General features: G+C 52.7%; 14 protein-coding genes, 1 tRNA gene and 1 pseudogene. 13 read left to right on the forward strand and 3 right to left on the reverse strand.

Annotated elements, in window-relative coordinates:
- The first annotated feature begins 179 nt into the window (after window positions 1–179).
- From KF947_RS00480 to KF947_RS00500, 5 genes are all read left to right on the forward strand, one after another.
- On the forward strand, window positions 180–1886 hold the full coding sequence (locus KF947_RS00480; RefSeq protein ID WP_227405164.1) for a potassium/proton antiporter: 1707 nt from the start codon (window positions 180–182) through the stop codon (window positions 1884–1886).
- Window positions 1887–1935: 49 nt separating this feature from the next.
- Window positions 1936–2026: transfer RNA gene (locus KF947_RS00485), tRNA-Ser, on the forward strand.
- Window positions 2027–2428: 402 nt separating this feature from the next.
- Entirely contained in the window at window positions 2429–2701 is a 273-nt protein-coding gene (locus KF947_RS00490) for a hypothetical protein (protein ID WP_227405165.1), read from the forward strand.
- A 112-nt stretch (window positions 2702–2813) separates the two neighbouring features.
- Window positions 2814–3020, forward strand: coding sequence for a hypothetical protein (locus KF947_RS00495; protein ID WP_227405166.1), 207 nt, complete (start codon window positions 2814–2816; stop codon window positions 3018–3020).
- Window positions 3017–3742 (forward strand): nucleotidyl transferase AbiEii/AbiGii toxin family protein, encoded by a 726-nt coding sequence (locus KF947_RS00500; RefSeq protein ID WP_227405167.1) that lies wholly within the window; start codon window positions 3017–3019, stop codon window positions 3740–3742. Before KF947_RS00495 ends, KF947_RS00500 begins: the two co-directional genes overlap by 4 nt.
- Window positions 3743–3821: 79 nt before the next feature.
- Here KF947_RS00500 and KF947_RS00505 read toward each other — a convergent pair.
- The 3 genes and pseudogenes from KF947_RS00505 to KF947_RS00515 form a co-directional block, all read right to left on the reverse strand.
- Window positions 3822–4031, reverse strand: a pseudogene (locus KF947_RS00505) (transposase); the annotation flags it as partial.
- Window positions 4032–4165: 134 nt separating this feature from the next.
- Window positions 4166–4462 (reverse strand): hypothetical protein, encoded by a 297-nt coding sequence (locus tag KF947_RS00510; RefSeq protein WP_227405168.1) that lies wholly within the window; start codon window positions 4460–4462, stop codon window positions 4166–4168.
- A 289-nt stretch (window positions 4463–4751) separates the two neighbouring features.
- Window positions 4752–5531, reverse strand: coding sequence for a transporter substrate-binding domain-containing protein (locus KF947_RS00515; RefSeq protein ID WP_227405169.1), 780 nt, complete (start codon window positions 5529–5531; stop codon window positions 4752–4754).
- A gap of 552 nt (window positions 5532–6083) precedes the next feature.
- Here KF947_RS00515 and KF947_RS00520 point away from each other — a divergent pair.
- The 8 genes from KF947_RS00520 (at window position 6084) to KF947_RS00555 (ending at window position 15051) form a co-directional block, all read left to right on the forward strand.
- Window positions 6084–7022: a sugar ABC transporter substrate-binding protein gene (locus tag KF947_RS00520; RefSeq protein ID WP_227405170.1), complete on the forward strand. Its 939-nt coding sequence runs from the start codon at window positions 6084–6086 to the stop codon at window positions 7020–7022.
- 233 nt (window positions 7023–7255) lie between these two features.
- Entirely contained in the window at window positions 7256–8203 is a 948-nt protein-coding gene (locus KF947_RS00525; protein ID WP_208862705.1) for an ABC transporter permease, read from the forward strand.
- Window positions 8204–8219: 16 nt separating this feature from the next.
- The gene (locus KF947_RS00530; protein ID WP_227405171.1) at window positions 8220–9179 is read left to right on the forward strand and encodes an ABC transporter permease; all 960 of its coding nucleotides are present in this window, start codon (window positions 8220–8222) and stop codon (window positions 9177–9179) included.
- Window positions 9176–10717: a sugar ABC transporter ATP-binding protein gene (locus KF947_RS00535; RefSeq protein ID WP_223289219.1), complete on the forward strand. Its 1542-nt coding sequence runs from the start codon at window positions 9176–9178 to the stop codon at window positions 10715–10717. The genes KF947_RS00530 and KF947_RS00535 overlap by 4 nt, the downstream gene beginning before the upstream one ends.
- A 72-nt stretch (window positions 10718–10789) precedes the next feature.
- Complete coding sequence (locus tag KF947_RS00540) at window positions 10790–11869, forward strand: maleylacetate reductase (RefSeq protein ID WP_133732454.1); 1080 nt, start codon at window positions 10790–10792, stop codon at window positions 11867–11869.
- Window positions 11866–13251 carry an amidohydrolase family protein gene (locus KF947_RS00545; RefSeq protein WP_133732455.1) on the forward strand — a complete coding sequence of 462 codons (1386 nt, stop codon included), beginning with the start codon at window positions 11866–11868 and terminating at the stop codon, window positions 13249–13251. The genes KF947_RS00540 and KF947_RS00545 overlap by 4 nt, the downstream gene beginning before the upstream one ends.
- Window positions 13248–14195 (forward strand): NAD(P)-dependent oxidoreductase, encoded by a 948-nt coding sequence (locus tag KF947_RS00550; RefSeq protein ID WP_133732456.1) that lies wholly within the window; start codon window positions 13248–13250, stop codon window positions 14193–14195. Before KF947_RS00545 ends, KF947_RS00550 begins: the two co-directional genes overlap by 4 nt.
- Complete coding sequence (locus KF947_RS00555) at window positions 14188–15051, forward strand: intradiol ring-cleavage dioxygenase (protein WP_227405172.1); 864 nt, start codon at window positions 14188–14190, stop codon at window positions 15049–15051. The genes KF947_RS00550 and KF947_RS00555 overlap by 8 nt, the downstream gene beginning before the upstream one ends.
- Window positions 15052–15096: the final 45 nt, after the last annotated feature.

Consider the following 15096-nt stretch of genomic DNA (forward strand, 5'->3'; position numbering starts at 1 on the left):
CCAACAGCGTGAGAGGCAACGCAACATAGTCAGAAACTCCAGGGGTTGTAACGGCGAAGTGTAGCCGCCTGGGAAAGCTCCTGACCAGCCCCTTGAGTATAAGGGGACGCTGAGAAGAGACAGTAAATTCAACGGTTACATGCAATAATAGCGCTGTATTGATGTAGAGACGGAGAGTCATGGACGCAATTTATACGTTCTTTTTGGTAGGCGGTTCCCTGATGGCGCTCAGCATTATGGCCAGCCGTTTATCGTCAATGATGGGTGTGCCGCTGCTACTGATCTTCCTCGGGCTAGGCATGCTAGCTGGTGAAGAGGGTGTGCTGGGCGTCGAGTTTGACGACTACTCCATGGCCTTTGCCATCGGCCACCTGGCGCTGGCCATGATTTTGCTAGACGGTGGCTTACGTACCCGCCTCAAAACCTTCCGGGTGGGTTTTAAACCCGCGCTTTCCCTCGCGACCTTCGGTGTCTTTATCACCAGCGCCATTGTTGGCGTTATCGCGATGTGGATTTTTGACCTAACAATAGTGCAGGGCTTGCTGGTGGGCGCCATCGTAGGTTCAACCGATGCCGCCGCGGTTTTCTCCATGCTCAGCGGCCGCGGCGTTAATCTCAACGAGCGGGTAGGGGCGACGCTGGAAATTGAGTCGGGCACCAACGACCCGATGGCAATTTTCCTCACCCTGATGCTGGTTGAGCTGCTAGTGGGTGATATTGGCGGCCCCACTGAAACCCTGCTGTTTTTCATTTCCCAGTTTGGTATTGGTTTGATTGTCGGTCTGGGCGGCGGCTGGCTAAGTGCCAAGCTGCTGCGCTGGCTCGATTTAGCCCCAGGGCTTTACGCGATGTTGGCGCTGGCGCTGGGGTTCAGCGTGTTCGGTTTAACCAGCGTGCTGGGCGGCAGCGGCTTTTTGGCGATTTACCTCGCCGGCTTAATGATTGGTAACCAACCCGGCCGCCACCTCAACTTTATTTTGCCTGTGCACGATGGCTTGGCGTGGCTAAGTCAAATTGGCCTGTTCCTGGTGCTTGGCCTGCTGGTTACGCCCAGTGAGCTATGGGACGTGGCGCTGCCCGCGGGTTTAGTGGCCCTGGCGCTGATCTTTATTGCCCGCCCGCTGGCCGTGCTGATCACCATCAAGCCGTTCTTTAAATTCCGCTGGCGGGAAACCTTCTTTATTGCCTGGGTGGGTTTGAGAGGGGCGGTGCCTATCGTGCTGGCGATATTCCCGGTCATCGGTGGGGTCGAAAACGCCTCGCTCTACTTTAACGTGGCCTTCGCCGTGGTGTTGATGTCGCTGCTCATTCAGGGCGGCTCGCTGACGCTGATGGCCAAGTGGTTGAAGGTGGAAGTGCCGGTAGGCACCGTGCCTAACCGACGCGGCCCGCTGGGCATCCTGCCGGAAAACGACTTTGAGCTGTTTGTGTACGGGGTCGAGAACCAGGATTTAGAGGACGTGCCTATTCGGCTGCTGCGTTTTCCATCAGGTGCTTTGATTTCAGCACTGTTCCGCGACCACGCCATGCTGCACCCGAAGGGCAGCACGCGCTTGAAGCTGGGTGATGTGATTTGCGTGATCGGCCGCTCAGAGGACTTGTACGCGCTTAACCGACTATTCAATGGCGATGCCAAGCTCAAGCAGGAGCGCGCCTTCTTCGGTACGTTTACCCTGGATGGCACCGCACAAATGCAGGATATCGCCCAAGCCTATGGCCTAACGCTCAGCCCCGGTGAACAGGAGATGACACTGGCGGAGTTTATCGCCCTGCGCGTGGGTGGCCACCCGGTAATCGGGGACGACGTCGATTGGCATGGCATTCACTGGGTGGTCAGCGATATGGAAGGCGGAAAGATTACCCGCGTCGGGTTACGTTTGTACTAAAAGGCGTTGACTTCCAAGGGAAAGCTGTTATTATATGCACCCATAAGCCGGAGGGATGGCAGAGCGGTTGAATGCACCGGTCTTGAAAACCGGCATAGGTTAATAGCCTATCCAGGGTTCGAATCCCTGTCCCTCCGCCACCTCGATACTAAAACCCCTGATTCGTCAGGGGTTTTTTTCGTTTATTGGCTCTGCGTTTCTTCCTATTAGCCCCTCTACTAAATGCACCGGTCTTCCACTGTGTTCAAAATGTGTCTGAGTGGCTGGAAGATGTGCTGCCTTTTGTCCACGGTACCCTAGCTGATTTATCACATCGCGTGCGCGGTGGGGCGCTAGGTGTGCGGTTTGCATTGTTATGCCCTTGACTGTCTTTCAATAACCTAAAGCCGAGCAACTGTCATTCATGCGGCTGAATGAGTGCTTGGTAATCTGCCTTGTGCAGTGCCTGCAGGTTCATATACGACACGTGAACGTCGCCAGATCGTCAATGAGAGAAAGGGCAAGGTCGTAGAGAGGCTGGTGGCAATGCCTGGTGTCCAGTGGTGAGCATTGATCGCGCGGGCAATCAGTACGTCTCGATCAAAGGCGAGGGGAAATGCAGCACCTCGGTAGGCGTCACGCCAGTGGTCGCAATAACAAGCAATGACAAACTCCCGAAAGGTGTTAATCAGCACTTTGTTCAGTGCTTCGACGTTTTCGACGCCCGACTCTGGCAGGTTGCTTTATTCCCGCTGCATTTGCTCGGGTTGGCTCAACTGGCATTGCTGCTGGTCACCAAGGTGTGGTATGACGGTGCCCTTACTAGCCTTGTGTGATCAAAATTGATCGCTTATGATGATGAGTGGGTAACAGTGATACCCAATGTGAAAGCATCGAAATAGGCCAACAGGCCTCATACAAACTTCTCCGATAAGGAGGGTTTCTTGAATGAAAAAGCTTAATAGAAAAGACTATCCAGAACTGGATCTCATCTTATGGGATCGAGCCGAGCGCTTGGTTGATCCTAAATTTGCCTTTCGTATTTATGAGCAAAGGTGGCGTTTCGTTGATCAGCGTAGGCTGAACGCCAATGAGTGCGCTCTAATTAAAGCGTTAGCACATGAGTATGGCCACGGGCAAATGCTTGTAGCATGACATTTACTCGTCCTCACCATCAAAGAATCAATCACCTGCTTTCGCAATTTAACCCCGACTTCCTCTACCAAAATAATATCCTTTTTGGTGGAGGCACGCGTATAGCGCTTGAGCTTAATGAATTCCGCGAATCAGTAGACATAGATTTATTTTGTATAGGGACAGATGCTTACCGTGCCGCCCGCTCCACCATTACCAACGTTAGTTTTGGTGAGCTGGTAAAAGAGGGCTGCGAAATCGAGAGATTTGCAGGACGAGAAATTCGTGCTGATCGAGACGCAATAAGGACGTTACTTGTTGGTACCGATCAGCCCATCAAGCTTGAAATCGTGAATTTTAGCAATCAACACCTGCTACCTGGAGAAGTGAATACTCTTTTTCCTATCGCCTGTGTGAGTAGAGTTGGGTGTTTTGCTACCAAGCTGACTGCCAATGCCGATAGATACAACGACCATATCAAAGATATTTTAGACCTTTGTATGATGCGTAGAGAGTGGGGGAATATTCCTGAAAAGGCATGGGAAATAGCCTGTGAGGAGTATGGGCAGCGCACTATCTCTTCAGCATTGGGTCGGGCGTTAAGAAAGCTACATCAAAATGAGAAAGCGAAAGTGGAAGCTGTTGACTCGTTAAGAGTAGGGCCAGCATTAGCGAATGAAATTATCGATGAACAATCAAATGTTTGGCTAGAAGAGTTAATGGAGAAGGGCTTGGTCGAGTAAATGAAAATTAGTAAGTAGTAATACTAAACGTAAACTGAAAATTATTGAGGTGTTGTCAAATCTGGTGTTTTACCATCAGGCGCAAGCCGGTGAGCAGCTCTCGCCAGCTAGCTTCGGACTTCCGGTGGCCATCTTCAACCGCGACCAACTCCTTGTCGCCGTGCTCGGTGACCCCGACAATCACCAGCAAGCAGAGCCGGTCATCCAGGCGGACATTGCTGTAGACACCGTCGGCCCACCAATAAACGTAACGCTTCTGGCTCAGGTCTCGCCGTTGACAGTTCCGGTGGTAATCCCCCCGAAAAAACATCGCCTGTTAGAACCGTAAATTTGCTGTGAATATTCGTGTATACAAACCTAAACAGTGCAGTGTCATAAAAAAATCATTGTTGGGACGCTTTGGGAGTTGCGTAAATGTAGGATTTATTCAAAGCAGGGTGCAACAGTTTCTTCAAAGCGCTCTAAAAATCCTGGAGCTTTGCGGTTCTCTATGAAGTAGCCGAACTCGGCAGCGGTAAATTCCCTTTCAACGTTACCCATCATACATCTGCAGGTATCTGCGGCATCAGAAGGTGCGATAGCACCATTCTCTTTAAACTCCGCCATACAGCCTCGAACAGATTCGCTAAACAAGCGCGGCGGCCAGCCTTCACTCTGTTGAGCAATAGCGGCATTTGAGAATATAAGCATGCTGGCAGAAAAAAACAGCGTTAATCGCATAGTCATCATCCTTGCTGAGGAAATTCCACATTCCGATGTCATTGTTATAGTAGCAAGGTTTATTTAGGAAAGGCAATGGAAGTATTTATCATTAGAATGCTGCTAAAACTTGACCATCGCAACCGCAACTACCCATCCTGGACTCCGTCTCAAGACCATACTGGCATTTGCAATAGTATCTTGGTCAAAATAAATTTCCCGCTCAGCGTTGCATCTGCCAACGCTGAACGAGGAGGGCACATCAGCTGTTACCCTCTTGGTGCTGTACATCGCTAGATAGACGAACAACTCAAATCTTGATGTCGTAGTCGACGTACTTATGCATTAGCTCATCATAAGTGCCGTCTTGCTTGATTTCTCTCAGTGCTTCATTGAACTGCTCCGCCAGCGCTTCATTGCGAGGGTGGAAGGCTGCCGCCACACCGTGTCCAAAATAGCTCTTGGGCTCGCGGATCAACGGCGAGCTGGTAACGATCCCGCTGCCTTCAGCATTGACTTGGAGTGACGACAGCGCGAGTGGGTAATACATAAAGCCCGCGTCTATACGACCGGCTCTAACATCTACGGCAAGATCTTCCCCCGTTGCATAGCGTCGCACGTCGACAAGATCGCCATAGGTGTCGGTAATGTATTCATCGCGGATGGTGCCACGCTGAACGCCTACCGAAAGACCTTCAAGAGCTTCATGATCCTCAATATCAATCTCTTGGCCTGTCAGTGTCACCCAAACACTAGGGTTGCTGTAGTAGGGTTCGGAGAACAGTACCTGCTCGCGACGTGCATCGGTGATCGCCATGGAGGACATAATAGCGTCGTATTTACGAGCCAATAAACCGGGGATGATGCCATCCCAGCCTTGCTCCACCCACTCGCACTCGCGTTCGATGCGTCGACACACTTCTTCTCCCAGCTCCACCTCGAAGCCAGTCAGAGTGCCATCGGGTAGGCGATACTCGAAAGGCTCGAATGGAACGTCCACGGCGAGACGCAGCGGGGCATCAGAGTGGGCTGGAACGGCGAATAGTAGTGATGTAAGTACAGTTGTTATACCTAATGGGAGGCGGGACATATTGCTTTCCTTTTTTCGTTTTTATATCAGATTTTGGTTAAGTTAGCATGCCCCCATGGAGGATCTATGGTTGATTAAACTACTGGAGCCGATGTTCTGACCGTCAAGGCAACCGGCATCTTGGTTTTCTTTTTTTGGGTTGTCCGTTGCTGCCACTGTTGCGTGGCTAAGGATTTTACCCAGGCGTTCAGCCAATACGTCGCCGTCCAGATCCTCAATGAATCTGGTCACATCGGTGGGGCGTGACATTGTAAGAACTACGTAGAGTGGGTAGGTGTAAATAGCAGAAATCAAAAGGTCACCTCAGTTGAACTGCCCCCCAAAAATTGGACATTCATCCAACGATTGGTGAGCACGCTGGCTCATACACTTGTTGACGTCGCCCCTAGCACTAGCTTGCTTCGGGAAGAAATTTATTAAAAAAACCAAATTGGTCATTTCTCTACTTCGGCCGCGTTGTGCCGAATCTAAGCGTAGCAGTAAGCTCCAAATCCAGGCTTGCATAGCCCGCAGGCTGAAGAACAATTACTAAAAAACGTTAGGAGAAACGCAATGTTCAAGAAAACCGCTATTGCCGCTTCGGTCATTATGATGTCGATCACTACGGCCCAGGCCGAAGATACTTATCGCATTGGTATTACTCAGAACAATGTGGGGGTTGATAGCTATCAAACAACCTATGAAAGCGCGTTTGAAGCTGCCGCTGAAGAGGCAGGCAACGTCGATATCGTGGTGCTAGATGCCGGTGGTGATGTCGCTCGTCAGATCGGGCAGATGCAGGATCTCATTCAACAACGAGTTGATGCCATCATTATTTGGCCGACCAACGGGCAGGCGGTTATTCCCGCTATACGCCAAGCACATAATGCCGGCATTCCGGTGGTCGTCACTAACTCTAAAATTGCTGAAGCGGGGCTAGAGTACATCGCTGCCTTCTCTGGGCCTGATAACGTACAGCAAGGCGTTTCCTCTGCCGAGATGATGTGTGACGCCCTAGGTGGAGAAGGGCAGATCGTGCAAATTGCGGGCCAGCCTGGCTATACCACTGCTATGGAGCGTGCAAAGGGATTTGAAGATCGTCTAGCCGAAGCGTGCCCGGGTGTTGAGCTGATGGAAACGCAACCAGGCAACTGGAACCGTGAACGTGCCCAGCGGGTTATGGAAGATTTTTTGACCAAATATGACCGCATTGACGGCGTTTATTCTGGCGACGACAACATGGGTGTTGGCGCTCTGAATGCGGCTAAAGGCGCTGACCGAGCTGATGAAATTATTTTTATCGGCGCCACTAACTTCGCCGTCGGCTACGATGCGATTGAGCGTGGTGAGTATTACGGTTCTATTTATCAGTCTCCCGTGGATGATGCTGAAGCTGCTCTGCAGACGGCACTGGATGTTCTGGCGGGAGAAGACCTGCCGAAGATGAATTTCTTCGATACCCCCAAAATCACCGCTGAAAATCTCAGCGAGTTCGACCGCCCCGTTTTCTGAGGTAAGGCATGCTGCCCGGAATTACTGCCTTTAGTGTGCAGTTTCCGGGATACAGCATGCGCCTGAAAGCAGGGGTTCCTGCGCATGGAGTGCGCGGAAAGCGTCAATGGCAATTTGTTTGCCCATTGCGCTAACCGGTCTTTCCAAGTGATTTTATACAGGTGATTAGCATGGCTTCCGCAGAACAATCCAAATCCAGTCTGCCGAAAGGAAAGCTTAGCAAGGCAGGTGTAATGAGTTTTCTATCGGCTCAGGGAATTCTCATTTTTTTCCTGCTCGGTATGTTCGTTTTTTCGTTATTTTCTGAGCAGTTCCTCTCCCAGTCGAACATTATGACCGTGGTTCGCCAAGCTTCGATTATTGGCATCATCGCAGTCGGTGTCACGGTGGTGATCATTGGCGGCAATCTGGATCTTTCCGTGGGGTCGATGCTGTCGTTCTCTACAGTGCTGGTGGTGGATTTACACGACAAGATTGGCCCCACCAATGCGATTCTCATGATGTTTGCATTAACGCTGATGATCGGTGCTGTGAATGGCATTTTGATCGGCTTTCTACGTCTTAATTCGCTCATTGTGACGTTGGCTATGTTGTCAGCGATTCAGGGGTTTGTGCTGATTTATAGCGGTGGTCAAAACGTGGACATCGCCGACCAAGAGGGAACGTGGTTCGCCTTCTTTGGACGCGGCTATTTAGGGGGGATTGCAGTTCCTATCCTGCTGTTTGGTTTGCTGGCCATTTTGGTGCAAGTGGTGATGAGCTATACCGGATACGGACGACGCATCTTCGCTGTAGGTGGCAATCCGATGGCCGCTGTTTACTCCGGTATTCGTAAGAACTGGTGCGTGTTCAGTACCTATCTCATTTCAGCGTTCTGTGTGGCATGTGCTGCACTTGTACTTGGTTCCCGGGTGATGGGCTCGCAAAACAATGTTGGCCAAGGTTATGAGCTGCTGGTACTGGCCGGCATCATCCTCGGTGGCACTAGCTTACTGGGCGGCGCTGGCAGTATCTGGAAAACCGTGGTGGGCGTGCTGATCTTGGGCTTTATCCAGAATGGGCTGCTGTTGATGGGCTACCCCTATTACATCCAGTGGATCGTGACCTGGGTAATTATCATTCTGGCCGTATGGCTGGATCTCGCTAACAAGCGTAAGAGCTTGTTCACGACCCACTCATAACGCGGAGGAATGCAACATGACTTCAATTAAAGGGTTCTTCCGTGGCAGAACAAGTATCCAGCCAATCTGGGTGTTTGTCATCGCTCTCTTTATTTTCTTCAGCTTGATGTCGGAGTACTTCCTCTCGTTCGGCAACGTCACCAACATTTTGGTACAGACTTCCACCATCGGCTTGATCGCATTGGGCATGACGCTAGTGATGATCAACGGCAACATCGATTTATCGGTGGGAGCGATATTGGGGCTCGCCGCTTCGCTTGCGGTAGGTTTGCAAGAGATCAGTATGACACTGGCGATTCTCGCGGCACTTGGGTCGGGGATATTGCTGGGCGCGATCAATGGCCTAATTGTATGGAAAACAGGTGTAAATGCTTTCATCGTGACGCTAGGGGCCATGCTGGGCATAAGGGGGCTGATCTTCCTATACACCGGTGAGCAGTCGTTTTATGCGCTGAATTTTGCCTTCTCAGATTTTGGTACCAGCACTATCGGGCCTTTTCCAGTATTGGCAGTCATCTTCCTGACTTGCACTTTGATCATGCATCTAGTGCTAACGCGAACCGGTCATGGACGTAACACCTTTGCAGTAGGCGGAAACCCAGAAGCCTCGATTGATGCAGGTATTCGGTTGGGGCGTCATATGATGATCAATTTCATTATTGTTGGCTTCTTTGCTGCCCTGGCGGGCGTGATGCTAGCCAGTCAGATGGGGGCAGCGACACCGAATTTGGGGCGTGACTACGAGCTTTGGGTGATTACCGCTGTTGTTTTAGGTGGAACCAAGCTGACCGGTGGTTACGGCAGCATTGTCGGCACCCTAGGCGGTGTACTTGCCATCGGCATCCTGCGTAACGGTATGAACTTAATGCAGGTGCCCGCTTTTTATGTGCTGGTGATTCTAGGCGCGATTCTCATATCGGTATTGATTATCGACAAGAAACTCAATGCGCCCTCAACCAAGGAGGTGCGGATATGAATTCTCCCATCCAGTCACGTCGTCCGGTTGATGCCGAGCCGATACTTGAGCTCACAGGCATTACCAAGCGATTCCCCGGTGTGGTGGCACTCAACAACGTGGATTTCGACGTTCGCCCCGGCGAGGTGCATGCCTTGCTGGGGGAGAACGGCGCGGGTAAATCGACCTTGATGAAAGTACTGGCCGGTAAGCACCAAGCGAATGAGGGCAAGATCACCCTCGGTGGTGAAGAGATGGCCTTCGAAAATCCTAAACATGCCAAGCGTGCAGGGGTAGTTCTTATCCATCAGGAGCAGTCGTTGGTATCTGAAATGACGGTGGCCGAAAACATCTTTCTGGGCAGTCTGCCAAGAAAGCCGTTCAACCGTGTGGACTGGCGCAAGCTGCGCGAGGATACCAATAAAATTCTTGAGACGCTCAAGTGTGGTTTTCAACACGATGACATAGTGGGATCGCTGTCGATTGCTAAAAAACAGATGGTGGAGATTGGTCGTGCGCTAGCGTTTACCCCACGAGTTGTGGTGTTTGATGAGCCTACGGCATCGCTCACTGACCACGAAAAACCAGTGCTTTACGACGTGATTAATTCGCTTTGCGAGCAAGGCGTGGGGATTGTTTATATCTCCCACCGCATGGATGAGATTTTCCATCTCTCTCACCGTATTTCCGTACTACGAGACGGCGAGTACACGGGCACCGTCAATACAGCGGATACCAACGAAGACGAGATTACCCGCATGATGATCGGCCGCAGTTTGGAGCTTGATCATGCCAGTAAACCCAGTGATTTCGGCAACAACCTGCTGGAAGTGCGCAACCTCACAGTGAAGCGAGTATTTGAGAATGTCAGCTTTAACGTTCGCAAGGGTGAGATCGTCGGCATGTATGGCCTGGTAGGCGCGGGACGCTCTGAAGTGGCAGAAACAATCTTCGGATTACGAACGCCTTCTGCTGGCGAGGTCGTGCTGGATGGCGAGGTGGTGCGTTTTCGTAATTCCCATGATGCAGTCGTCAATGGTGTTGCTCTAGTTCCAGAAGATCGCAAGGATCAAGGGCTGATTTTGGGGATGAACTGTCGTGACAACATGACGCTGGCAAGTCTGTCTAGCGTGTCGTCACTGGGTTTTATGACGAGTTCGAAAGAGCGCGAAGTTTACGACAAATATCACCAAGCAATGAAAATAAAAACGCCCAGCTGGCGCCAGAAGGTAGGCAATTTAAGCGGCGGGAATCAGCAGAAGATCGTCATCGGCAAGTGGCTGCATACGCATCCTAAATTACTCATTCTGGATGAGCCTACCCGGGGTATTGATGTTGGATCCAAATCGGAAATTCACACCTTGGTTAAAGACTTAGCCAAATCTGGCTACGCCGTGTTGGTGATTTCTTCGGAGATGCCTGAAGTGCTTGGCCTGAGTAACCGGATTATCGCTATGTATGACGGCCGCGTTACCGCTGAGTTTGATGGTGACAACGTTAGCGAGGACGAGCTAGTGCAAGCGATTACTGGGATGGGTAAGCCGGCGCAGGCGAGCTAGTTCGCCGCGTAGCGACTGGTGCGCTCTGCAAAGTGCGCATACAGACCACTTCAAACGTATAAGGAATGTTCCATGCAACCTTTTGTTTATGATGGCCTTCCATCCCGCGTGGTGTTTGGGCGGGGCACTCTCTCGCAACTAAGTGAAGAGCTTGAGCATCTCGGCTGCTCGCGCGCTCTGGTGTTGGCAACGCCCCAGCAGCACGAGCAGGCAAGCCGCGTACTAGAGCAGTTGGGTAAGAAGGGGGCTGGCCTTTACGCTGACGCCGTCATGCATACGCCGGTCGAGGTGACCGAGCACGCCTTGCAGGTGGTGAAAGAGCTTAACGTGGATTGCACGGTTGCCATTGGCGGAGGCTCGACCATTGGGTTGGGTAAAGCCATTGCATTGCGCACTGGCTTACCTCAGATCGCTATTCCCACCACCTATGCCGGCTCCGAAATGACGCCGATTCTGGGGGAGACCCGCGATGGTATCAAGGCCACTCAGCGCACCCTTGAAGTATTGCCTGAAACGGTGATTTACGACGTTGATCTTACCTTAACACTTCCCGCTGTGATGTCGGGGACTAGTGGCATTAACGCGATTGCCCATGCGGTAGAAGCGCTTTATGCCCGCGACTGCAACCCGGTGATCGCGCTAATGGCAGAGGAAGGCATCGCGGCGTTAGCGAGAAGTTTACCCGTGATTGCCAGCGACCCTACCCATGCTGAGGCTCGTTCTGATGCGCTGTATGGCGCTTGGCTGTGTGGCACTTGCCTTGGGTCAGTGGGCATGTCGTTGCACCACAAGCTTTGCCATACCTTGGGTGGCTCCTTCAACTTGCCCCATGCAGAAACGCACACCATTGTGCTGCCTCATGCGCTGGCTTATAACGCGCCTGCGGTGCCCGGTGCGATGGCTCGTATTCGTCGTGCACTGGGCTGCGACGATGCGGCGGCTGGCTTGTTTGATTTAGGCCGCGCGGTAGGAGCACCTAGTGGGCTTGCTGAGCTTGGTTTTACGGAAGCAGATGTTGAGCGTGCCACTGATATTGCCATCCAGAACCCATACTGGAACCCACGCGAGATAGAAGCCACGGGAATTCACCAGTTACTGAGCAATGCCCAGGCAGGTCGTCGGCCTAACGCTGATAGCGGGGAGGCTCAATGAAGACCCTGTTTATCAATGCTTCCGTGGTAACCATGGATCCGCAGCTGGGCGAGTTAAGCAACGGGCAGATTCTGATCGAGGATGACAGGATTGTTGCAGTGGGTCATGAGCTGAAAACAGACCCCAGCGCGCAGGGGGCCGAGGTCATGGACTGTGGCGGCGGCATCCTTATTCCTGGGCTGGTGAATGCCCATATGCATACCTGGCAGACCGGCCTACGTGGCGTTGCCGCTAACTGGACGCTGCTTGAGTATTTTCGCCATGTACACCGTGGATTGGCAGCACTATTCACGCCAAATGATATTTACATTGCCACCCGCATGGGGGCGATTAATCAGCTTAACTGCGGTACCACCACGCTGGGCGACTGGTGCCATAACAACCCCACCCCCGAACATACAGACGCTGCCATTTGGGGATTAAAGGAGTCAGGCATTCGCGCGCTGTTTATGCACGGCTCGCCCAAGCCCGATCCCAAGCCAGGACAGCCGCACTTTAGTGAAGTCCCTCATCCGCGCCATGAGATTGAGCGGCTGCTGGGTGGCGAGCTGTCTGATCCTGATGGTCTGGTCACCCTGGGGATGGCGATTCTGGGGCCTCATTACTCAACCCTGGACGTCACTCTGCAAGACTTTGCCCTGGCCAAAGAGTTTGGCCTGGTTGCCTCGATGCATCAGGGCGGCGGCGAAGCCGTGGCACCCGGCGCCTGGGACGAGGTGGAAGCACGCGGTCTGCTGGGCCCCGACATTAACATTGTTCATGGCCAGAGCCTGGATGAGGGCCAGATGTCTCGGTTCTGCGCCAGTGGCGTGACGTTTTCAGTGGCACCGGAAAATGAGATGACCCAAGGCCATGGCTTTCCAGTGACCGGGCTGGTGCGTCAACACGGCGGCCTGGTCTCACTCGGGGTAGACCTTGAGTCCGTGCTTTCTGGTGACATGTTCAGCGTAGCCCGTGCCGCCCTGGGGATGCAACGTGCCCTGGATAACGATGCCTCGCGCCGTGAGCAGGGCAAGATCCCTGACACTTCGACCATTACCACCCGTGAAGCGCTGGGCTGGATCACACTGGATGGGGCAAAAGCCCTCGGGCTTGACGACCGCATTGGCAGCTTGACCCCAGGCAAACAGGCTGACTTGGTGCTGCTGGATAGCAACCAGCTCAATATGCAGCCGGTTAACGACCCCGTTTCTACGGTCGTTATGCAAACGAGCCTTGCTAACGTCGACAGCGTCATGGTGGCGGGGCAGTTCAAAAAACGTGGCGGCCGTCTGTTGATAGAGACCGAAAAGGGAATTGCTGAGCTTGCCAAGTCTGGCCACCGAATTCACGCCGAGTTGCTGGCGCGTGAAACGCAATCGACACAGGAGGCAACCTCATGACAACCATTTCTACGACGAACCATTCGCCCTCAAAAGTGGCTTGGGTAGGTTTGGGTAAGTTGGGCTTACCTATGGCCGCCAGGATTATTCAATCAGGAACTGCCGTTCATGGGTTTGACCTTTCGGCTGAACGCCTCGCCCTCGCTGAAAAAATAGGGGTTACGCCCCATCAACAGCTTGCCAGTGCGGTGGCTGACTGCGGCATGGTGTTTGTCTCTATCCCTGATGACCGTGCGTTGATCAATCTGTGTCTAGAATCCGGCGAACTAGTTCGCCACATGATACCTGGCAGTATCTTGATTGAGACGAGTACGGTGAGTGTTGAAGCCTCGGCCCGCGTCGCTGAAGCGGCAAAGGCCCGGGGTATTGAATATCTACGCAGCCCCGTCTCAGGTAATCCGGTGGCAGCAGAGGCTGGCACGCTGTCTGCGATGGTGTCTGGCCCGCGGGATGCGTTGGCAACGGCCAAGCCTGTGTTTGACGCCTTTACCAAGGCGCAGTACTGGCTGGGTGATGAAGAGCAGGCCCGAGTGGCTAAACTGGCGATCAACCTGATGATTGCCGTAAGTGCCGGGATGATGAGTGAAGCCCTGACCCTGGCGCGCAAAGGCAACATTGAATGGGACGCCATGTTAGAGCTTATCTCTGACAGCGCGGTGGGTTCGCCGATGGTGAAGTACAAGGTACCACCACTTTTAGAGCGCGATTTTACCTCGACGTTTTCGGCTGCCCAGATGGCCAAAGATCTTGATTTGATACTCGATTGTGCCCACGGCTCTGGGGTGTCTACGCCGCTGGCAGCGCAAATGCGCGAAGCCTATACCGCGCTCATCGCCACGGGGCATGGCGATGATGACTACATCGCCACTGTACATCATACCGAGCGCCTTTCAGGACTAGGTGAACCTGTGTCAGCACAGCAGGGAGGGCAAACGCATGCGTAACTTAACCACCGACAACATTACCGCGACGGTAATTGATGAATTTTCCAGCTGTGAAGATGAACGGCTTAAAACGCTGCTTAATGGCCTGGTAAAACACCTGCATGCCTATTTGCGCGAGGTGAAGCCCACCGAGAAAGAGTGGATCCAGGCGATTGAGTTTCTCACCCGAGCGGGGCAAATGTGTGACGACGAACGCCAGGAGTTCATCCTGTTGTCTGACACCCTTGGGGTGACCATGCTAGTGGATGCGATCAACCACGCAAGCAGTGATCCCAAGATTACCGAAAGCACGGTGTTGGGCCCTTTTTATGTTGAAAACCCTCCCCAAGCCAACCAAGGCGACGCCATTAACTGGGGCGTGGAAGGTGAGCCGTTATTCATCGAGGGTAACGTGCACGATGCCCTGGGCAAGCCCTTGGCGAATGTCACTATTGATGTCTGGCAGTCAGACAGTGAAGGTTTTTATGACGTCCAAAAGCCTGAGCTTGAAAGTGCCTCGCTACGCGCTCGTTTTCACACGGACAGCCAGGGGCATTACGCCTTCTGGACGGTGACGCCTTCGCCTTATCCAATTCCGACTGACGGGCCGGTCGGCAAAATGCTCGAAATTACTGGGCGTCATCCTTATCGACCCGCCCATGTGCATTTCATGTTGATGGCACCGGGGTACGAAACCTTGGTCACTCAAATCTTCGCTGAGGATGACCCTTATCTCGATTCCGATGCGGTATTTGGCGTGAAAGATTCACTGGTCAAGGAGTTTACTCAGCAGCCAACGGGGCAGGCACCCGATGGCCGGCAGATGGAAACACCTTACCGCTACTTTCATTACGACTTCGGCTTAAAGACGGCCTGAGCGTCTTACCCTGAACGTCCGGCTCGAACTGAGCTGGTTAAACCG

It is taken from the genome of Halomonas sp. FeN2 (genome assembly GCF_020595105.1).
Lineage (GTDB): Bacteria > Pseudomonadota > Gammaproteobacteria > Pseudomonadales > Halomonadaceae > Vreelandella > Vreelandella neptunia.